Raw genomic sequence first — 16601 nt, 5'->3', positions numbered from 1 at the left:
GTTATGCGCATTCACATCCTTGGGATTTGTGGCACTTTTATGGGCGGCCTGGCGATGCTGGCCCGTTCGCTCGGCCATCAGGTGACCGGTTCGGACGCCAATGTTTACCCGCCAATGAGCACGCTGCTTGAGCAGCAAGGCATTGAATTAACAGAAGGTTACGATGCAGGGCAGCTCGACCCGGCGCCTGACCTGGTGATCATCGGCAATGCCATGACGCGCGGCAATCCTTGTGTGGAAGCGGTACTGGAACGCAACATTCCTTATCTTTCTGGCCCACAGTGGCTACACGATTTCGTGCTACGCGATCGCTGGGTGCTGGCAGTGGCAGGAACCCACGGCAAAACCACCACCGCTGGCATGGCAGCGTGGATCCTTGAGGCCTGCGGGCTGGAGCCGGGCTTTATTATTGGTGGGGTACCGGGAAACTTCGACGTTTCAGCAAAATTAGGAAAAAGTCCATTCTTCGTCATTGAAGCGGATGAGTACGACTGCGCGTTTTTTGATAAGCGATCCAAGTTTGTCCATTACTGCCCGCGCACGCTGATCCTCAATAATCTTGAGTTCGATCACGCCGATATATTTGACGATCTACGGGCGATCCAGAAGCAGTTCCATCACCTGGTCAGGATCGTACCGGGGCAGGGTAAGATCCTGCTGCCCGAGAACGATCACAACCTCAAACAGGTGATGGCGATGGGCTGCTGGAGCGAGCAGGAGAGCGTTGGCGATCACGGTCGCTGGCAGGCGAAGAAGCTCACCGCGGATGCCTCGCACTGGGAAGTGTGGCTTGATGGCGCGAAAGTAGGCGAAGTGAACTGGTCGCTGGTCGGTGAACACAACATGCACAACGGGCTGATGGCGATTGCGGCAGCGCGGCATGTTGGGGTGAAACCGGAAGATGCCGGTCAGGCGCTGGACAGCTTCATCAATGCGCGTCGCCGGCTGGAGTTGCGCGGCGAGGTCAACGGCATCAAAGTCTATGACGACTTCGCGCATCACCCGACCGCGATTCTGGCCACCCTGGCGGCGCTGCGCAGCAAAGTGGGCGGCACGGCACGGATTCTTGCGGTACTGGAGCCACGCTCAAATACCATGAAAATGGGTGTGAATAAAAACGAGCTGGCACCGTCACTGGCGCGCGCAGATGAAGTCTTCCTGTTTCAGCCGCATCACATCCCGTGGCAGGTCTCAGACGTTGCTGACGCCTGTATGCAGCCCGCACACACTACGGCGGATATCGATACGCTGGTCTCAATGGTCGCTAAAGCGGCACAGCCGGGGGATTCGATCCTGGTGATGAGCAATGGCGGATTCGGCGGCATTCATCAGAAGCTACTCGATAAACTGGCTTAACAGAACAAGCGCCCGCCGGGGCGCTTTTTTTACCTTAACCTGACTTCATCCGGCATTTTATGACCCGCCGAACTTCGCCCTCTGCGCTGTATAGCGTCATCTGGCTTCACACGCCACGCCACGCTTGTGCGTAAACGGTATCGCTGCGCGCGCGAAGGCTCTCCTGAGCTGAACGAAATGAAAAGAGGGCCGCCTGGTGCGAGTCCATCGTTTGAGTGGCCGACAGCGAACAGCCTGTAAGCACGTATCGGCTGAATAAGCTGGCCGACAAAGGCGAGACCTGCTCCTTTGCCCACCCATAGCCTGAGAATGCAGAGAGTGACCGTGCCTCCTTGCGCCTGGAAAAAGCGCGTCGGACTGCAGCTGGTCATCGGGGAGGATAGCGGATGTCCGGCCGCTGCCGGTAAACGCCTGCTGTGATGGCACAGCGGCATCGGGTTGCAGGCGGGCAATCTGCCCGCCCCAGCATCGCTTAGCTTTCTGCCAGCTCGCGCAGATACTGGAAGATCTGCCGCGCAGATTTTGGCGGCTTGTTGCCCGCTTTCTCTTTCTGCGCATTACGGATCATGCTGCGCAGTTGCTGACGATCGGCCTGAGGATAAAGGGCAATCACATCCGTCATGGCGTCATCGCCCTGTTCAATCAGACGGTCACGCAACATCTCCAGCTTGTGGAACAGCGCAACCTGCTGGTTGTGGCGGTTCTTCAGCTTATCCAGTGCCTGGCGGATCGGCTCGACATCCATGCTGCGCATGATTTTACCAATCAGCTGCAACTGGCGACGGCGACCCTCTTTCTTAATACGCTGCGCGAGTTCGATTTCGGCGCGCAGACGTTCATCCAGCGGGATCTTATCCAGGGCGTTCTTGCCCAGATCGACCAGTTCGGCACCCAGGCGTTTCAGCTCTTCAGCGTCGCGCTTTATTTCGCTCTTACTGACCCAGATAATCTCTTCATCTTCTTCTTCATGATTATCTGGCACATCGTCGAGCCACTCATCGGGCTGTTTGGTCATTAGTGGACTCCCAAAAAAAGAGGCTAATCCTACCAGTTTATCGGGTGACTGCGAAATTGTTCTCTGACTCTGATAGACTCAAATCATACATACATAAGATTAGACGGCAGGTCGATGAACGTATCTACTCAGGTTGCAGAACAGCGAAAAGTGTTGGAGCAGGCGATTGCGCAGGCGCTCGAACTGGCTAAAGCAAGCACTGACGGCGCGGAAGTGGCGGTCAGCAAAACCACTGGCATCGGCGTCAGCACCCGCTACGGTGAAGTGGAAAACGTCGAATTTAACAGTGACGGCGCGCTTGGCATCACCGTTTATCATCAGAATCGTAAAGGCAGCGCCTCGTCGACCGACCTCAGCCCGGACGCGATTAAACGCACCGTGCAGGCGGCAATCGATATTGCGCGCTATACCTCACCCGATCCTTTTGCCGGTCCGGCGGATGCGGATCTGCTGGCTTATGACGCGCCAGACCTGGATCTCTACCATCCGTGGGAGATCGACGCCGATCGCGCTATTGAACTGGCGGCGCAGGCGGAACAGGCAGCATTACAGGCCGACAAACGCATTATCAATACAGAAGGTGGCAGCTTCAACAGCCACGTCGGCATCAAAGTGTTTGGAAACAGCCACGGCATGTTGCAGAGCTACTGCTCCAGCCGCCATTCACTCTCCAGCAGCGTGATTGCCGGGCAGGATGGCAACATGGAGCGTGACTACGCCTACACCATTGGCCGCGCGTTTGAAGATTTGCAGAGCCCGGAGTGGGTCGGTGCGGAGTGCGCACGTCGTACGCTGTCGCGGCTGGCACCGCGTAAACTCTCTACCATGAAAGCACCGGTGATTTTCGCCGCTGAAGTGGCCACCGGTCTGTTCGGTCATCTGGTCGGGGCGATCAGCGGCAGCAGCGTTTACCGTAAATCGACCTTCCTGCTGGATTCGATGGGCCAGCAGATCCTGCCAGAGTGGCTGACGATTAATGAGCAGCCGCATCTGCTGAAAGGCCTGGCCTCAACCCCGTTCGACAGCGAAGGCGTCCGGACCCAGGCGCGCGACATCATTAAAGATGGCGTGCTGCAAACCTGGTTAATGACCAGCTACTCAGCCCGTAAACTGGGTCTGACCAGCACGGGTCATGCCGGTGGCATCCATAACTGGCGTATCGCTGGCCAGGGCCACAGTTTCGACGATCTGCTGAAGCAGATGGGCACCGGGTTAGTGGTCACCGAGTTGATGGGACAGGGCGTCAGCGCCATCACCGGTGACTACTCACGCGGCGCGGCGGGTTTCTGGGTTGAGAACGGCGAAATTCAGTATCCCGTCAGTGAAATCACTATTGCCGGCAATCTGAAAGAGATGTGGCGCAATATGGTGACCGTTGGTGATGACATCGAAACCCGCAGCAACATTCAGTGCGGTTCGGTATTACTGCCCGAAATGAAGATAGCGGGACAATAAGAAAGATGGATTCTGAAAGCAGCCTGATGGCTGCTTTTTTTTCATCACAATAAGAAAGGAAAGAGCAATGCGTAAGCATGTGATTGCAATGTTGTCTGCTTCTCTGTTGTTTTCCAGTGCCAGCCTTTATGCGGCCGATCTGGAGCAGGATATGGATACGCTGAATGCCAATCTGAAGATCGTCAAAAAAACCGACGATGCGCAGGAGATGCAGCAGGCGCTGACCAAAATGCGTACGGCGGCACAGGATGCACGACAAGGCACGCCGGATAAGCTGGAAGGCCAGCCAGCTGACAGCCCACAGATTAAAGATTTTCACGCCGGTATTGACTCGCTGATTGCGCAGATAGATGTGGTCAGCGCCCTGGCGAAATCCAACAACGTGGAGGGTGCGAAACGCGAAGCCGCGAAGTTCGACGACATCCGCAACGCCAACCATAAGAAATTCCGGTAACGCCAGCGCCGGTCAGCCCCGACCGGCGATTTTTATCATCACTTCTGCTTATTACTCACCGTTTTACCGCTCGCCTTGCTGAACGTTACCGCACAGCTCGCGCGCATCCTGCTGACATTACAAACATTTAACGCATTCCGGGAGCTGAGTCGCACTAAGCGTGCAGTCTGCGATCTGGCGCACAACCTTCACCTCGATTTCCACTTGATGCTGGAAATGTTGCGTCTCCACAGGCCGCGCTATCAGGGGTAATTTATTTTCAACGCGAATTATCCGGTCTGACAGGAGTAGCAAGGTGAGCAATAACGGCATTCCGGTGCATGAAGCGCCACCGGAGAAAGTGCAGCAGCTGGCTGACAGGGTGATGGCGCAGATTGCGGCCCTCTATCAGCAGCACGGTATTGAGCCGAATGCGGTTCAGCAGCAGATGCTGTTGTCACATGTCGGGGCAATGGCGTCGCGTTCGCTGAGCGGTGAGCCGCTGCCAGAAGTGGAAGCCGAGCTGTTTGAGGATATCCCGCCGGAAACGCTGCAGCTGGCGCAGCAGGTGGTGGATCTGTTTGGCAATCTGCCACGTGAAGAAGCATGGCTGCTCTCGGTACATATCGAAGTTGCCCGATCAAATAACTGATGAGGAATTGAATATGGTAACCGTAGTGATTGGCGATCGTTTAGGTAAAGGACAGAAAGTCGCGGCAGGCATCGAAAAAGCTGGTGGACGTGCGGTGGTGGTACCCGGCGTGGCGGCAGACATGAAACTCGGCGACGTAATGAAGGCAGAAAACGCTGACTTTGGCATTTCGTTCTGCGGCAGCGGTGGTGCAGGCGCCATCACCGCCCAGAACAAATATGGCTACAAAGCGAAACATGGGATGCGTTCCATCGACGAAGGCGTCACCGCCATCAACGAAGGTGCCACCGTATTAGGTTTCGGTTTCATGGATAAAGAAGAGCTGGGCGAACGGCTGGTGCAGGCCTGGAACAAGAAGCACGGCAGCTGATCATGAAAGAACAATACGTTACGCAGGTAACGGTAGAGGGGAAAGGTGACAGCAAAGCGAAAGCCTTTGCCGATGCCCTGAGTCGCGTACAGAACCAGGTTCTGCGCGCGACGCAAAAAATTCTGCTGCGCATTGAGCCCCAGGACGTGCGGGTGCTGCGCGCACAGGAGAGCGTCAAAAGTGAGAAATTTCTGTTCTTCTTTTTGGCGCGCCAACGGCGGACCTACAGCGTCGAGCTGGAGATCACCGTCAGCGTCACCGTTTTCGACACCGAACAGGTGACGTTTACCGTGACACCGTAAAAACAACCCTTTCACGTCAGAAAGCCGCTTGTCCGACGACGCGCTGGCCGCTGGTTACGCGACGGGCAGGCTGTGACAAGACGGCGGCTGATGCGTGCCGGGTAAAAACGACAACAAAGGTACAACAACATGTTTTTAATCATTTTGTTTAAGTCGTTGATCATTGGTGGGCTGGTGGGAGTCGGCGTCGGTGCCGGCGCGGCGCGGATGTTTCACGCACCCACCACTCAGGGGATGGGGGCTTTTCGTACGCTGGGGGAACTCAACTCGTGCGAAGGCGATCCAGCCTCTCACTTCTCCTTTGGTCTTGGCTTCTTCTTTAACGCCTGGGCATCTTCTGTTGCAGCCGGTTCGTTCACGCAGGATGTGGATCACCGCATCATTCCAAACTGGGGCGCCGCGGCGCTGATGGTCAAAAACCGCAACGTGGCGGAAACGCTGCACAACCCGAAAAAGATGGCTATCGCCTGCGGCATCATCGGCATGTTCGTGGTGGCTTTCCTCAACTCTACGGCGTCAGCCGTACCGGCGGCACTGCAGGTTACCGCAGTGAAAGTGCTGGTACCGGCAGCTAACCTGCTGGTCAATACCGTCATGCCGGTGATCTTCTGGCTGGCAGCGATCGATGCCGGCCGCAAATCGGGCTTCTGGGCCACCATTTTTGGCGGTCTGGCGCAGCTGATCATGGGCAACGCCGTACCGGGGCTGGTACTGGGTATTTTGATCGGCAAAGGCGTGGAAGAGAGCGGCTGGAACAGGGTCACCAAAGTGATGATGACCGCCATTGTATTGCTGTTCGTCCTCAGTGGCTTCTTCCGCGGTTTCGACATGAAGCTGTTGCAGTCATTTCAGCTCGGTATCCCTGGCTGGCTCGATATGATCCACAACTCAGTCAGTGGCAAATAAGAGGCGATGCTGATGAACGAAAATAAAGGCTTCTGGTACGCCGACTGGTCATTCCCGATCTTTGTTGGCCTGCTCTCATCCGGCGTGTTTGCCGGTACGCATATGTATTACCTGTATGGCATCGGCGCCTTCAACGAGGTGGCATTTGTCTCAATGCTGCGTGCGGGTATGGAAACCGGCGTCTACGGCGCAGTCGCCGCATTCGGTGCCAGCTTCCTGTTCGCCCGCATCATTGAGGGATCGCTGGTCGGTATTCTGGATATCGGCGGCGCGATTCAGACCGGCGTCGGGCTGGGCGTGCCGGCACTGCTGCTGGGGGCGGGCATCGTCTTCCCGGTAGCAAACTTCGCCGCCTCGCTGGCGACCGGCCTGGTGATTGGCGTGGCGATTGGCTACCTGATTATCCTGGCGCGTAAATTCACTATCAATCAGAGCGACTCCACCTACGGTGCTGACGTGATGATGGGCGCCGGTAACGCGTCTGGCCGCTTCCTTGGGCCGTTAATCATTCTGTCAGCGATGGCGGCGTCCATTCCGATTGGCCTCGGTTCGCTGCTGGGTGCATTGCTGTTCTACCTGTGGAACAAGCCGATCACCGGCGGAGCCATCCTCGGTGCGATGATCCTCGGTGCGATTTTCCCCATCGCGCTCTGATGTCACCGGCGGCCTGGCAACGGGCCGCCGTTAAGGAGTCCCCATGTTCGATTTGATTATTCGCCGTGCGCGCCTCAGTGATGAGCAGGTAGTGGATATTGCCTTGCTGGACGGCAAAATCGCCGCCATCGGCGAGGTAAATGGTCAGGCACGCCGCGAGCGCGATCTGGCTGGCCGCTACTACCTTAGCGCAGGCTGGATCGATTCCCACGTTCACTGCTATCCGAAATCTCCGATTTATCATGATGAAGCGGACGCCATCGGTGTCAGCCAGGGCGTCACCAGCGTGGTGGATGCCGGCAGCACCGGCGCGCAGCACATTGATGATTTCTATCAGCTGACGCGCGCAGCGCAGACCCAGGTGTATGCGCTGATCAACATCGCCCGCACCGGCATTGTCACCCAGAACGAACTGGCTGATATGACGCAGATTGACGAGGAGGCGGTGGCAGAGGCGGTGGCGCGACTGCCCGATTTTATCGTCGGTCTTAAGGCGCGTATCAGCAGCAGTGTAGTGGGTAAAAACGGTGTTCAGCCGCTGGTGAAAGCCAAAGCGATCCAGCAGAAGGTGGGCGGCCTGCCGCTGATGGTCCACATCGGTAACAATCCGCCCGATCTGGCACAGATTGCCGATTTGCTGACCTCTGGCGACATCATCACTCACTGCTTTAACGGCAAACCCAACCGTATTCTGACGCCGCAGGGCGAACTGAAAGCGGCGGTAAAACAGGCGATTGCCCGTGGCGTAAGACTGGATGTTGGTCATGGCAGCGCCAGTTTCAGCTTTGAGGTGGCCCGCGTGGCGATCGCGCAGGGCATTCTGCCCGACACCATCAGTTCCGACATCTATTGCCGCAATCGGCTGACCGGACCGGTTCACAGCCTGGCGCACGTCATGTCGAAATTTTTCAGCGTCGGCATGACGCTGCCGCAGGTGATTGACTGCGTCACCGCCCACGCGGCGGCCGGACTGCGCCTGACGCGCAAGGGCCGGCTTGAAGTCGGTTACGACGCCGATCTGACCATTTTTACCTTGAAAGAAGAGACCCGACCGTTTATCGATTCAGAAGGTGAACAGGTCGCGGGTGAGCAGCATCTGGTCCCGCTGGCGGCAGTGGTCGCTGGCCGGTGGATCGCGACTGAAGAAGGAGCAATGAATGAGCTCGGTATATGAAAAGTATGGCCTGAAGCCAGTGATTAACGCCTCTGGCCGTATGACGATTCTTGGGGTCTCAACCCCGAGCAGTGATGTAATCAATACGGTGAAATATGGTCTCGATCATTATTTCGAAATGAAGGATCTGGTTAACAAGACCGGTAGCTACATTGCCGGTTTGCTTGGGGTGGAGAATGCGCTGGTGGTCTCCTGCGCCTCAGCCGGCATCGCCCAGAGCGTGGCGGCGGTCATCGTCAAAGACAACGACTGGCTGCTGGATAATTTGCACACGGCGCCACTCAACGTGCCGCACCATATCGTGGTGCCGAAAGGGCATAACGTGAATTATGGCGCGCCGGTCGGCAGCATGGTGACGCTGGGCGGTGGTCATCTGGTGGAAGCGGGCTATAGCAACGAGTGTTCGCCAGAGCAACTGGCGGCGGCGATTACCCCGCAGACCGCCGCGATCCTCTACATAAAATCGCATCACTGCGTGCAGAAAAGCCACCTCGACGTAGCGCAGGCAGCGGCAGTGGCACGTCAGCACGGAGTACCGCTGATTGTTGATGCGGCCGCAGAAGAAGATCTGCAATGTTATTACCAGGCGGGTGCGGATCTGGTGATCTACAGCGGCGCAAAAGCGATCGAAGGCCCGACCAGCGGACTGGTGATTGGCCGTCATGACTATGTCGAATGGGTGAAACGCCAGACTAACGGCATTGGTCGCGCGATGAAAGTCGGTAAAGAAGGCATTCTTGGCCTGACGCAGGCGATTGAAAACTATCTGACTCAGCCGAAAATCAGCGGCGCACAGATGGTGGAAAAGATAACGCCATTTATTGACCAGCTCAATCAACTGAACGGCGTCACCGCTCGGGTGGTGTGGGATGCCGCCGGACGGGATATCGCCCGCGCCGAGATCGCCTTTGATGAAGCGGCGATCCGGCAGCGCACCGGCGATCTGGTACAGGCGCTGAAAAACGGTGAGACCGCCATCTACTTCCGTGGCTATAAAGCCAACGAAGGGATCATTGAGGCGGACGTGCGCAGCGTCAGCGCCGATCAGTTACAGACCATTTTTGCCCATATTCAGGCGCTGTTAAACGGAGAGAAAAACGCATGACGCTGACACCCAATTTTTATCAGGATCGCCTGTGCCTTAACGTACTGGCGGGATCGAAAGAGAATGCGCGCGCCATCTGGCAGGCGGCAGAAGGGCATGTGCTGGTCGGCGTTCTGTCGAAAAACTACGCCAGCAATGACGCCGCGATCGCGGATATGCGCGAATATGCCGCATTGATCGATAATGCGCTGTCGGTCGGCCTGGGGGCAGGCGATCCGGGTCAGTCGCAGATGGTGAGTGAGATCTCCGCCGTGCTGCAACCGCAACATGTCAACCAGGTGTTTACCGGCGTCGCCACCAGCCGTGCGCTGCTGGGTCAGTCGCAGACGGTAGTCAACGGGTTAATCTCGCCCACCGGCACGCCGGGCAAGGTAAAAATCTCCACCGGACCGCGTAGTGCAAAAAGTGATGACGCAATCGTCCCGATCAGCACCGCCATCGCCATGCTGCAGGACATGGGCGGCAGTTCAGTGAAGTATTTCCCGATGGGCGGACTGCAGACGGTGGAGGAGTATCGTGCGGTGGCGGATGCCTGCGCCAGACAGGATTTCTGGCTGGAGCCGACCGGCGGTATCGATCTGGATAACGTTGAACAGATCATTCGTATCGCGCTGGATGCCGGCGTCAGTAAAGTGATCCCGCACGTCTACAGTTCGATCATCGATAAAGCCAGCGGGGAAACCCGGATTGAAGATGTGCAGCAACTGCTGGCAATCTGTAAAAAGCTGCTGGCCTGAGGAGCTTCGTCTGACGCCTGCCCGTTGAATGGCGGGCGTCAGGCAAAATGGACGTTGCCCCACGATCCCCGTAGGCTGACGGCTGAACGCCGGCTTTTTCCAACCGCAGCAACAGGTAAACCATCGTGAGATTTCCCAATCAGCGCCTTGCGCAACTGTTTGATGCCCTGCAAAACGAAACGCTGCCTCAGGATGAACTGGCGCGGCGGTTTGCCGTGTCGACGCGCACCGTGCGCACCGACATCACCGCGCTGAACGCGCTGCTGGCGCAGCACGGCGCGCAGTTTATTCTGAACCGTGGTGCAGGCTATCAACTGAAGGTTGAGGATGCTCAGCGTTTCCAGCACCTGCAACAACAGACCGCATCGCCGCTGCGCGTGCCGCGTACCTCACCGGATCGCGTCCGCTATTTACTGACCCGGTTTCTCACAGCTGCTTACTCCATCAAGCTGGAAGAGCTGGCGGAAGAGTGGTTCGTCAGCCGCGCCACCTTGCAAAACGATATGACCGAAGTGCGGGAGTGGCTGGGGCGCTATCATCTGACGATTGAGAGCAAACCGCACTACGGCATGAAGCTGTTTGGCAGCGAAGTGGCGATCCGTACCTGCCTGACTGACCTGCTGTGGGAGATCGATCAGGCGCAGCCGGATAGCCCGCTGCTGACCATTGAAGCGCTGAACAGCGGAATGCTTGATACGCTGCGTCCCTTACTGCAAAGCTGTTTCGCTCAGCACAACATCCGCATCAGTGATGAAGGCGAGCGCTACCTGCGGATCTACTGCGCGGTGGCGGTCCGGCGCATCAGCGAAGGCTATCCGCTCAACGATCCCGGCGCTGAAGAAATTGGTGATGAAGTGCGGGAAGCGGCGCACCAGCTGATCACCCTGATGCGGCCGCTGGTGAGCAAGCCGATCTCACCTGCCGAAGAGAACTGGCTGCGGGTCAATATCGCCGCGCGGCGCATCCAGGCCATTGCGCCCAGCGCGATTAATGCTGATGATGCTGACGCTCTGGTCGATTATCTGCTCAGTTTTATCAACACCCATTACAACTTCAATCTGCAAAACGACCAGCAGCTGCGCGCCGATCTGCTCACCCATATCAAAACCATGATCACCCGGGTGCGCTACCAGATTCATATTCCTAATCCGCTGCTAAGCAACATCAAACAGCACTATCCGATGGCCTACGATGTGACGCTGGCGGCGGTGTCCAGCTGGGGGAAATATACCCCGTACGTTATCAGCGAAAACGAGATCGGCTTTCTGGTGCTGCATATCGGCGTCGGACTCGAGCGGCACTATGATGTCGGCTATCAGCGTCATCCGCAGGTGCTGCTGGTGTGCGACAGCGGTAACTCAACCTTACGGATGATCGAGGCGATGCTGCTACGCAAATACCCGCAGTTGCAGGTGACGGCCCGATTGTCGCAGCGGGAATATGAGGCGCGCAGCCGGATTGATGAGGATTTTGTTATCTCTACTACCCGGCTCAGCGAAAAAGAGAAACCGGTCGTGGTGATGTCGCCATTCCCGACCGGCTTCCAGCTGGAGCAGATAGGTAAGCTGGTGCTGGTGGATCGTACCCGTCCCTATATGTTGGCGAAATTTTTTGATGCGCAGCATTTTCACATTGTTGACCGGCCGCTGACCCAGTCTGCGCTGTTCCGGCAACTCTGCGACCAGCTGGAGGCGGAAGGTTATGTTGATGCGGCATTTTATCCGTCGGTGGAGGAGCGCGAAGCGATCGTCAGCACCATGCTGGGCGAAGGGATTGCGCTGCCGCATTCGCTGGGGCTACTGGCGAAGAAAACCGTGGTTTACACCGTGCTGGCGCCGCACGGCATCGCCTGGGGTGATGACACGGCTTACGTCATTTTCCTGCTGGCGATCAGCAAAAGTGAATATGAAGAAGCGATGGCGATCTACGACCTGTTCGTGACCTTTCTGCGTGAAAGGGCGATGACCCGGCTGCGTGACAGCACCGACTTCGCCTGCTTTAAGGCAGTGGCGATCGACTGTCTCAGCCGGTCATAGCTGGTCAGTCACGACATTTTCTCTCCGGTGGTACGGGGAGCGCAGCGTCAGCTCTTTTTCGCCAGCAAGCGCGGTATCTCGCGCAGACACCAGGCTTTGGCTTCGCCCATGCTGTCACGACGCCACGCCATAATGATATCCACTTCACGGGTGTATTCCGGACTCACGACCCGCAGGCGGCCTTCGGCAATATCCTGCTCAACCAGCGAATAGGGCATGGTGGCGACGCCCAGACCCGCCAGCAACGCACGGCGCTTGTCTTCCATGCTGCTGACCGTCAGGCGCTGTTGCTTATCCAGCAGCTGTACGGTCAGCACCGGACGCTCACGCGCCGTGTCCGCCACCGCAATGCCGCGATATTTCACCCGCGTCACTTCCGACTGCGGTTCTGGCTCGTTATGAATCGGGTGGTCGGCGCTGGCAACGTAGACGCTCATCATGGTGTAGAGCTTGCGGGTATTGATTTCGGTCGAGGCGCGGAAGTGCAGATCGGGCGCGATCACAATATCAGCCCGTCCCTGTTCCAGCCGCTCCCACGCGCCAGCCAGCACTTCAGTGACCAGCGAAAACTGGGTGTTGGCTTTATCTGCCAGTCGCGTCACCAGCGGAAACAGCGCTTCGGTCGGCACCAGCGCCTCGGTGACGATGGTCAGATGGGTTTCCCAGCCGCGCGCCAGGGCTTCCGCATCGGTGGTCAGCTTATCGGCCGCTTCCAGCAGCACCCGGCCTCGCTCCAGTAGCATGCGTCCCACGTTGGTAAATTTGGTGCGGTGACCGGAACGGTCAAACAGCACCACATCCAGTTCCTCTTCAAGCTTTTGCATGGTGTAGCTGAGTGCAGAAGGCACCCGGCCCAGTTCGTCAGCGGCTGCAGCAAAACTTCCGCGTCGATCAATCGCATCCATAACACGTAAAGATTCAAGGGTTAACGCACGCTCTTTAGCCATCCCGGTTCTCTGTCAGGAAATTTGAACATGCCGGGCAGATTAACTGGCTAACAATCCGGCGTCCAGACTTTTACCATAAGGGTATAAAGTCCGTGGCCGATCCTCGCCACCGGATGCTGGAGGTAAATCATGATAACAACACGCAGTGCGTCCGCTTGTGGTCAGGCCGATTTCGGTTGGTTGCAGGCGCGCTACAGTTTCTCTTTTGGTCACTATTTCGATCCCAAACTGATGGGCTATGCTTCGTTACGCGTCCTGAACCAGGAAGTGCTGGCACCGGGTGCCGCCTTTCAGCCGCGCACTTATCCGCAGGTCGATGTGCTGAACATCGTGCTGCAGGGTGAAGCGGAATACCGCGACAGTGAGGGCAACCACATCATCGTCAGGGAAGGGGAAGCGCTGCTGCTTTCGGCCCAGCCGGGCGTCAGCTATAGCGAAATCAACCCGAGCAAAGATCGCCCGCTGACGCGGATGCAGCTGTGGCTGACCGCCTGTCCGGAGCGGGAAAATCCACGGATGCAGAAAATTGTGCTGTCGGAGGGGAAAACCGCGCAGTTGCTGGCCTCGCCAGACGGCGCGGACGGCAGCCTGCAGCTGCGACAGCAGGTGTGGATTCATCAGGTTGAGCTGGCACCGGGTGAACAGCATGTGATGCGGTTAAACGGTCCCCGCGCCTACCTGCAATCGATTCATGGCTCGCTGGAGGCGATCTCCGGGACCGAGTATCAGGAGAAGCTGGGCTGTGGTGATGGTGCATTTTTACAGGAAGAACAGCTGGTCAGACTGACCGCAAAAACCGCGACTCAGGCCTTAGTAATTGATATTCCGGTCTGAGCATTCAGCCATAAAAAAAGGCGGCCATGGCCGCCTTTTTGCTATCTGAAGGTTTACTTCAGCATGGTGAAGGCTGTGGTCACGTGCTTCACGCCGCTTACCCGACTGGCCACATCGGCCGCCGCCTGGGCTTCCTGCGGCGTCACCAGACCCAGCAGGAACACTTCGCCATTTTCGGTGGTGACTTTGACGTTGGATGATTTCACCTGATCGCTGCCCAGCAGCTGCGAACGGATTTTGGTGGTAATCCAGGTATCTGAAGAGGACGTCCCGAGCGTCACTTTCTGGCCGATACGAATTTCGTTATAGACCTCGGTTGCGCCATCAACACCCATGGTGATCTGTTTGGCTCGATCGGCGATCTCCTGCGAAGGGGCCTGACCCGTCAGCAGCACTTTGCCCTGATAAGCGGTGGCGATCACGCGGGCATCGCTTTTGATTTGCTGGTCTTTGGCTAAGGCGTTAGAGACGCGTAATTCCAGCGTGCCATCATCAACCTGCGTCCCGACGGTGCGGGGATCGGTGGCTGTTTTGGTGGCGACAGCGGCGCTGCCAGCAACCACGGCGACACAGCCTTGTAGCAGCAATGCGGCTAACAGAATGGCTACAGCGTTCAATGCTTTCATTGGAGCTCCTTCGGTCATTCCTGGTGGGGAAACAGGGTGTTATCAATCAGATCGCACAAGCAGTTAAGGGTCAGCATATGCATCTCCTGAATACGGGCACTGCGGTGCGACGGGATGCGAATTTCCACATCCTGCGGACCTAACAGTCCGGCAAGCTCTCCGCCATCATACCCGGTAAGCGCAACGATAGTCATATCGCGCGTCACTGCCGCCTCAACGGCTTTAACAATGTCACGGGTATTACCGCGGGTGGAGATAGCCAGCAGCACGTCGCCCGCCTGGCCAAGTGCCCGCACCTGCTTAGCGTAAACCTCGTCATGCAGGCGATCGTTGCCAATCGCGGTCAGCATCACGTTGTCGGCGCTTAACGCCAGCGCTGGTAAGCTGGGACGCTCGGTTTCGAAACGATTGATCATGCTGGCGGCAAAGTGTTGCGCATTGGCTGAGGAGGCGCCGTTGCCGCAACTCAGGATCTTATTGCCGTTCAGTAACGACTGCACCAGCGTCATTGCCGCGCGGGAAATAGCATCGGGCAGCGCCTCAGCGGCGGCAATCTGGGTCTGGATACTTTCAGTAAAACACGCTTTAATTCTTTCCTGCACACGACCACCTGGTTCTAAACGTCTGCATTAAAGGCATTCGGCAGCCACTCGAGCGCCTTGCCGGTAATGGCGATGATGTCGAAACGGCAATTCACTGTTTCAAAACTGCCGCCGCGTTGTGCCAGCCACAGAGCAGCGGCACGCAGCAGCTTATGTTGTTTCTCGCGGGTCACGCTGGCGAGGGCGCCACCGTAACGCGCATCGCGCCGGTAGCGAACTTCGACAAACACCCAACAGTGCCCGTCGCGCATAATCAGGTCAAGTTCCCCGCCGCGACAATGGACATTGCTGGCTTCCCATTTCAGGCCTGCCTGCTCAAGATAGCAACGGGCACGCTGTTCATGCCCGGCACCAATCTGACGGCGATTTAGTTGGCCGGCGCGATTTCGCCCCGGCGATACTGGTTCCATGTCAACTTCCTGTTGATCACACAATCCGCATTGGCGCTGAGCTTGCCGGTATTGCCTTCCAGCGTAAAGCCCGGTGACTGACGCATCTGGTTAAAGTGATTTGCCAGCGTCCAGGCATCAATCCCCATCGCATACAGGCGAACCAGCGAATAGTCATTATTAAAGGACTTAGACGCCTGCTGCATCAGAGCCGGATTGGTGCCGGAGAGCAGTGGGATATCGCTGAACTGCAGGCCATCCATTTCCAGCCGGAAGTCAGGGCCGGCTCCCGCCTGCGCACTGCGTGAACTGGCATAGAGCGCAAGGTTGCTGCGGCTGCCGGTACGCATGGTGATCATCGGTTTAATCAGCTGCAGCTCACCCTGCGTAGAAACGATGTAGACGGCATCGACCGCGCCGTCGCCGCTGGTGCTGGCCACGTCTGGCGTGCTCTGCTGCGGGGCCGGGATGGTCACGCCCGCAATTGAGACGCCCTGCGGTTCGGCTGGCGCAGCATTCACCGGCGTGCCGGATAAACTGATGCCCGCGCCGCTGTTGATACCCTGTTTCAGCTCAGCGGTAGAACCGAAACGCTGCTGCAGCACGGTGCTGCCGCCCAGCGTCTGCCACTCCTGCGCAAAGGCGTTAGTCACGCGATCGCCCAATCCACTACGTGGTACCAGCAGCAGTGGCTGCCGCTTGCCCTGATCCCAGATATGGTGCGCGGCATCGCGCGCTTCGTCTTCAGGAGAAAGCGCAAAGTAACAAATATTCGGATGGTTCTGGATCTTTTCCGGCTCGTTAAGCGCCAGCACATTAAGTGGCGTCTGGCTGTTAGCGACCTGCTCAACATCGCTTTTCAGCAGCGGACCGACCACGATGGTTGCGCCATCCTGCTGTGCCTGCTGCATCACCTGCTGAATCGGCTGGCTGCTGGTGTCGTAGACTTTGATCTGCGCATTGCTGGCCGGCTCAGCGGCAGCGGGTTGGGTCGCAGCAGGCTGAGCG

Annotated in this window: 19 protein-coding genes; 13 read left to right on the top strand and 6 right to left on the bottom strand. The window is 57.5% G+C overall.

Annotated elements, in window-relative coordinates; all coding sequences use genetic code 11:
* The first annotated feature begins 3 nt into the window (after window positions 1-3).
* The gene (gene mpl, locus HA41_RS09555) at window positions 4-1356 is read left to right on the top strand and encodes a UDP-N-acetylmuramate:L-alanyl-gamma-D-glutamyl-meso-diaminopimelate ligase (protein WP_094120584.1); all 1353 of its coding nucleotides are present in this window, start codon (window positions 4-6) and stop codon (window positions 1354-1356) included.
* Between the two features lie 472 nt (window positions 1357-1828).
* Here mpl and yjgA read toward each other — a convergent pair whose 3' ends face one another.
* Window positions 1829-2371 (bottom strand): ribosome biogenesis factor YjgA, encoded by a 543-nt coding sequence (yjgA, locus tag HA41_RS09550; RefSeq protein ID WP_031376393.1) that lies wholly within the window; start codon window positions 2369-2371, stop codon window positions 1829-1831.
* Between the two features lie 114 nt (window positions 2372-2485).
* On the opposite strand from yjgA, the gene pmbA reads away from it, so the two are divergent.
* The 11 genes from pmbA (at window position 2486) to HA41_RS09495 (ending at window position 12195) form a co-directional block, all read left to right on the top strand.
* A complete protein-coding gene (gene pmbA, locus HA41_RS09545; protein WP_094120583.1) occupies window positions 2486-3826 on the top strand; it encodes a metalloprotease PmbA in 1341 nt (446 codons plus the stop codon).
* A 67-nt stretch (window positions 3827-3893) separates the two neighbouring features.
* Window positions 3894-4280, top strand: coding sequence for a cytochrome b562 (gene cybC / locus HA41_RS09540; protein WP_094120582.1), 387 nt, complete (start codon window positions 3894-3896; stop codon window positions 4278-4280).
* Window positions 4281-4575: 295 nt separating this feature from the next.
* The gene (locus HA41_RS09535; protein WP_094120581.1) at window positions 4576-4911 is read left to right on the top strand and encodes a glycine dehydrogenase; all 336 of its coding nucleotides are present in this window, start codon (window positions 4576-4578) and stop codon (window positions 4909-4911) included.
* A gap of 13 nt (window positions 4912-4924) precedes the next feature.
* A complete protein-coding gene (locus HA41_RS09530; RefSeq protein WP_009087404.1) occupies window positions 4925-5281 on the top strand; it encodes an SFCGS family glycine-rich protein in 357 nt (118 codons plus the stop codon).
* A gap of 2 nt (window positions 5282-5283) precedes the next feature.
* On the top strand, window positions 5284-5583 hold the full coding sequence (locus tag HA41_RS09525; RefSeq protein WP_094120580.1) for a DUF4312 family protein: 300 nt from the start codon (window positions 5284-5286) through the stop codon (window positions 5581-5583).
* A 129-nt stretch (window positions 5584-5712) separates the two neighbouring features.
* Complete coding sequence (locus tag HA41_RS09520; RefSeq protein ID WP_094120579.1) at window positions 5713-6489, top strand: DUF4311 domain-containing protein; 777 nt, start codon at window positions 5713-5715, stop codon at window positions 6487-6489.
* A gap of 12 nt (window positions 6490-6501) precedes the next feature.
* The gene (locus HA41_RS09515; RefSeq protein ID WP_094120578.1) at window positions 6502-7143 is read left to right on the top strand and encodes a DUF4310 family protein; all 642 of its coding nucleotides are present in this window, start codon (window positions 6502-6504) and stop codon (window positions 7141-7143) included.
* A gap of 43 nt (window positions 7144-7186) precedes the next feature.
* Window positions 7187-8317 carry an amidohydrolase/deacetylase family metallohydrolase gene (locus tag HA41_RS09510; protein ID WP_094120577.1) on the top strand — a complete coding sequence of 377 codons (1131 nt, stop codon included), beginning with the start codon at window positions 7187-7189 and terminating at the stop codon, window positions 8315-8317.
* The gene (locus tag HA41_RS09505) at window positions 8301-9422 is read left to right on the top strand and encodes a DgaE family pyridoxal phosphate-dependent ammonia lyase (RefSeq protein ID WP_094120576.1); all 1122 of its coding nucleotides are present in this window, start codon (window positions 8301-8303) and stop codon (window positions 9420-9422) included. The genes HA41_RS09510 and HA41_RS09505 overlap by 17 nt, the downstream gene beginning before the upstream one ends.
* Window positions 9419-10159 carry a 2-dehydro-3-deoxy-phosphogluconate aldolase gene (dagF, locus tag HA41_RS09500; RefSeq protein WP_094120575.1) on the top strand — a complete coding sequence of 247 codons (741 nt, stop codon included), beginning with the start codon at window positions 9419-9421 and terminating at the stop codon, window positions 10157-10159. The genes HA41_RS09505 and dagF overlap by 4 nt, the downstream gene beginning before the upstream one ends.
* Window positions 10160-10284: 125 nt before the next feature.
* Window positions 10285-12195 (top strand): BglG family transcription antiterminator, encoded by a 1911-nt coding sequence (locus HA41_RS09495; protein WP_094120574.1) that lies wholly within the window; start codon window positions 10285-10287, stop codon window positions 12193-12195.
* 47 nt (window positions 12196-12242) lie between these two features.
* Here the strand turns inward: HA41_RS09495 and HA41_RS09490 are convergent, their stop codons facing one another.
* Window positions 12243-13142, bottom strand: a complete 900-nt coding sequence (locus HA41_RS09490; protein ID WP_094120573.1) for a LysR family transcriptional regulator — start codon at window positions 13140-13142, stop codon at window positions 12243-12245.
* A gap of 129 nt (window positions 13143-13271) precedes the next feature.
* On the opposite strand from HA41_RS09490, the gene HA41_RS09485 reads away from it, so the two are divergent.
* Window positions 13272-13976: a pirin family protein gene (locus HA41_RS09485; protein WP_094120572.1), complete on the top strand. Its 705-nt coding sequence runs from the start codon at window positions 13272-13274 to the stop codon at window positions 13974-13976.
* A gap of 53 nt (window positions 13977-14029) precedes the next feature.
* On the opposite strand, the gene dolP is transcribed toward HA41_RS09485, so the two are convergent.
* The 4 genes from dolP to HA41_RS09465 all read right to left on the bottom strand — a co-directional run.
* A complete protein-coding gene (gene dolP / locus HA41_RS09480) occupies window positions 14030-14602 on the bottom strand; it encodes a division/outer membrane stress-associated lipid-binding lipoprotein (protein WP_094120571.1) in 573 nt (190 codons plus the stop codon).
* A gap of 14 nt (window positions 14603-14616) precedes the next feature.
* The gene (gene diaA / locus HA41_RS09475; protein WP_094120570.1) at window positions 14617-15204 is read right to left on the bottom strand and encodes a DnaA initiator-associating protein DiaA; all 588 of its coding nucleotides are present in this window, start codon (window positions 15202-15204) and stop codon (window positions 14617-14619) included.
* A 14-nt stretch (window positions 15205-15218) separates the two neighbouring features.
* Window positions 15219-15614 (bottom strand): YraN family protein, encoded by a 396-nt coding sequence (locus HA41_RS09470; RefSeq protein ID WP_094120569.1) that lies wholly within the window; start codon window positions 15612-15614, stop codon window positions 15219-15221.
* Window positions 15572-16601: penicillin-binding protein activator (locus HA41_RS09465; RefSeq protein ID WP_208612754.1), on the bottom strand; the 1030-nt coding region annotated here is incomplete at its 5' end. The genes HA41_RS09465 and HA41_RS09470, both read right to left, overlap by 43 nt.

The organism is Pantoea conspicua, from assembly GCF_002095315.1.
GTDB classification, from domain to species: Bacteria; Pseudomonadota; Gammaproteobacteria; order Enterobacterales; family Enterobacteriaceae; genus Pantoea; species Pantoea conspicua.
The sequence above is the reverse complement of the archived record's forward strand: the minus strand, read 5'-3'. Positions and strand labels throughout refer to the sequence as shown.

What these genes read in the sequence shown, in the direction of transcription:
- HA41_RS09505 (WP_094120576.1), top strand. Translation starts at nt 8,301, where the DNA reads ATGAGCTCGGTATATGAAAAGTATGGCCTGAAGCCAGTGATTAACGCC.
- HA41_RS09530 (WP_009087404.1), top strand. Translation starts at nt 4,925, where the DNA reads ATGGTAACCGTAGTGATTGGCGATCGTTTAGGTAAAGGACAGAAAGTC.
- yjgA (WP_031376393.1), bottom strand. Translation starts at nt 2,371, where the DNA reads ATGACCAAACAGCCCGATGAGTGGCTCGACGATGTGCCAGATAATCAT.
- HA41_RS09520 (WP_094120579.1), top strand. Translation starts at nt 5,713, where the DNA reads ATGTTTTTAATCATTTTGTTTAAGTCGTTGATCATTGGTGGGCTGGTG.
- dagF (WP_094120575.1), top strand. Translation starts at nt 9,419, where the DNA reads ATGACGCTGACACCCAATTTTTATCAGGATCGCCTGTGCCTTAACGTA.
- HA41_RS09470 (WP_094120569.1), bottom strand. Translation starts at nt 15,614, where the DNA reads ATGGAACCAGTATCGCCGGGGCGAAATCGCGCCGGCCAACTAAATCGC.
- HA41_RS09515 (WP_094120578.1), top strand. Translation starts at nt 6,502, where the DNA reads ATGAACGAAAATAAAGGCTTCTGGTACGCCGACTGGTCATTCCCGATC.
- HA41_RS09510 (WP_094120577.1), top strand. Translation starts at nt 7,187, where the DNA reads ATGTTCGATTTGATTATTCGCCGTGCGCGCCTCAGTGATGAGCAGGTA.
- HA41_RS09485 (WP_094120572.1), top strand. Translation starts at nt 13,272, where the DNA reads ATGATAACAACACGCAGTGCGTCCGCTTGTGGTCAGGCCGATTTCGGT.
- cybC (WP_094120582.1), top strand. Translation starts at nt 3,894, where the DNA reads ATGCGTAAGCATGTGATTGCAATGTTGTCTGCTTCTCTGTTGTTTTCC.
- pmbA (WP_094120583.1), top strand. Translation starts at nt 2,486, where the DNA reads ATGAACGTATCTACTCAGGTTGCAGAACAGCGAAAAGTGTTGGAGCAG.
- mpl (WP_094120584.1), top strand. Translation starts at nt 4, where the DNA reads ATGCGCATTCACATCCTTGGGATTTGTGGCACTTTTATGGGCGGCCTG.
- HA41_RS09525 (WP_094120580.1), top strand. Translation starts at nt 5,284, where the DNA reads ATGAAAGAACAATACGTTACGCAGGTAACGGTAGAGGGGAAAGGTGAC.
- HA41_RS09490 (WP_094120573.1), bottom strand. Translation starts at nt 13,142, where the DNA reads ATGGCTAAAGAGCGTGCGTTAACCCTTGAATCTTTACGTGTTATGGAT.
- dolP (WP_094120571.1), bottom strand. Translation starts at nt 14,602, where the DNA reads ATGAAAGCATTGAACGCTGTAGCCATTCTGTTAGCCGCATTGCTGCTA.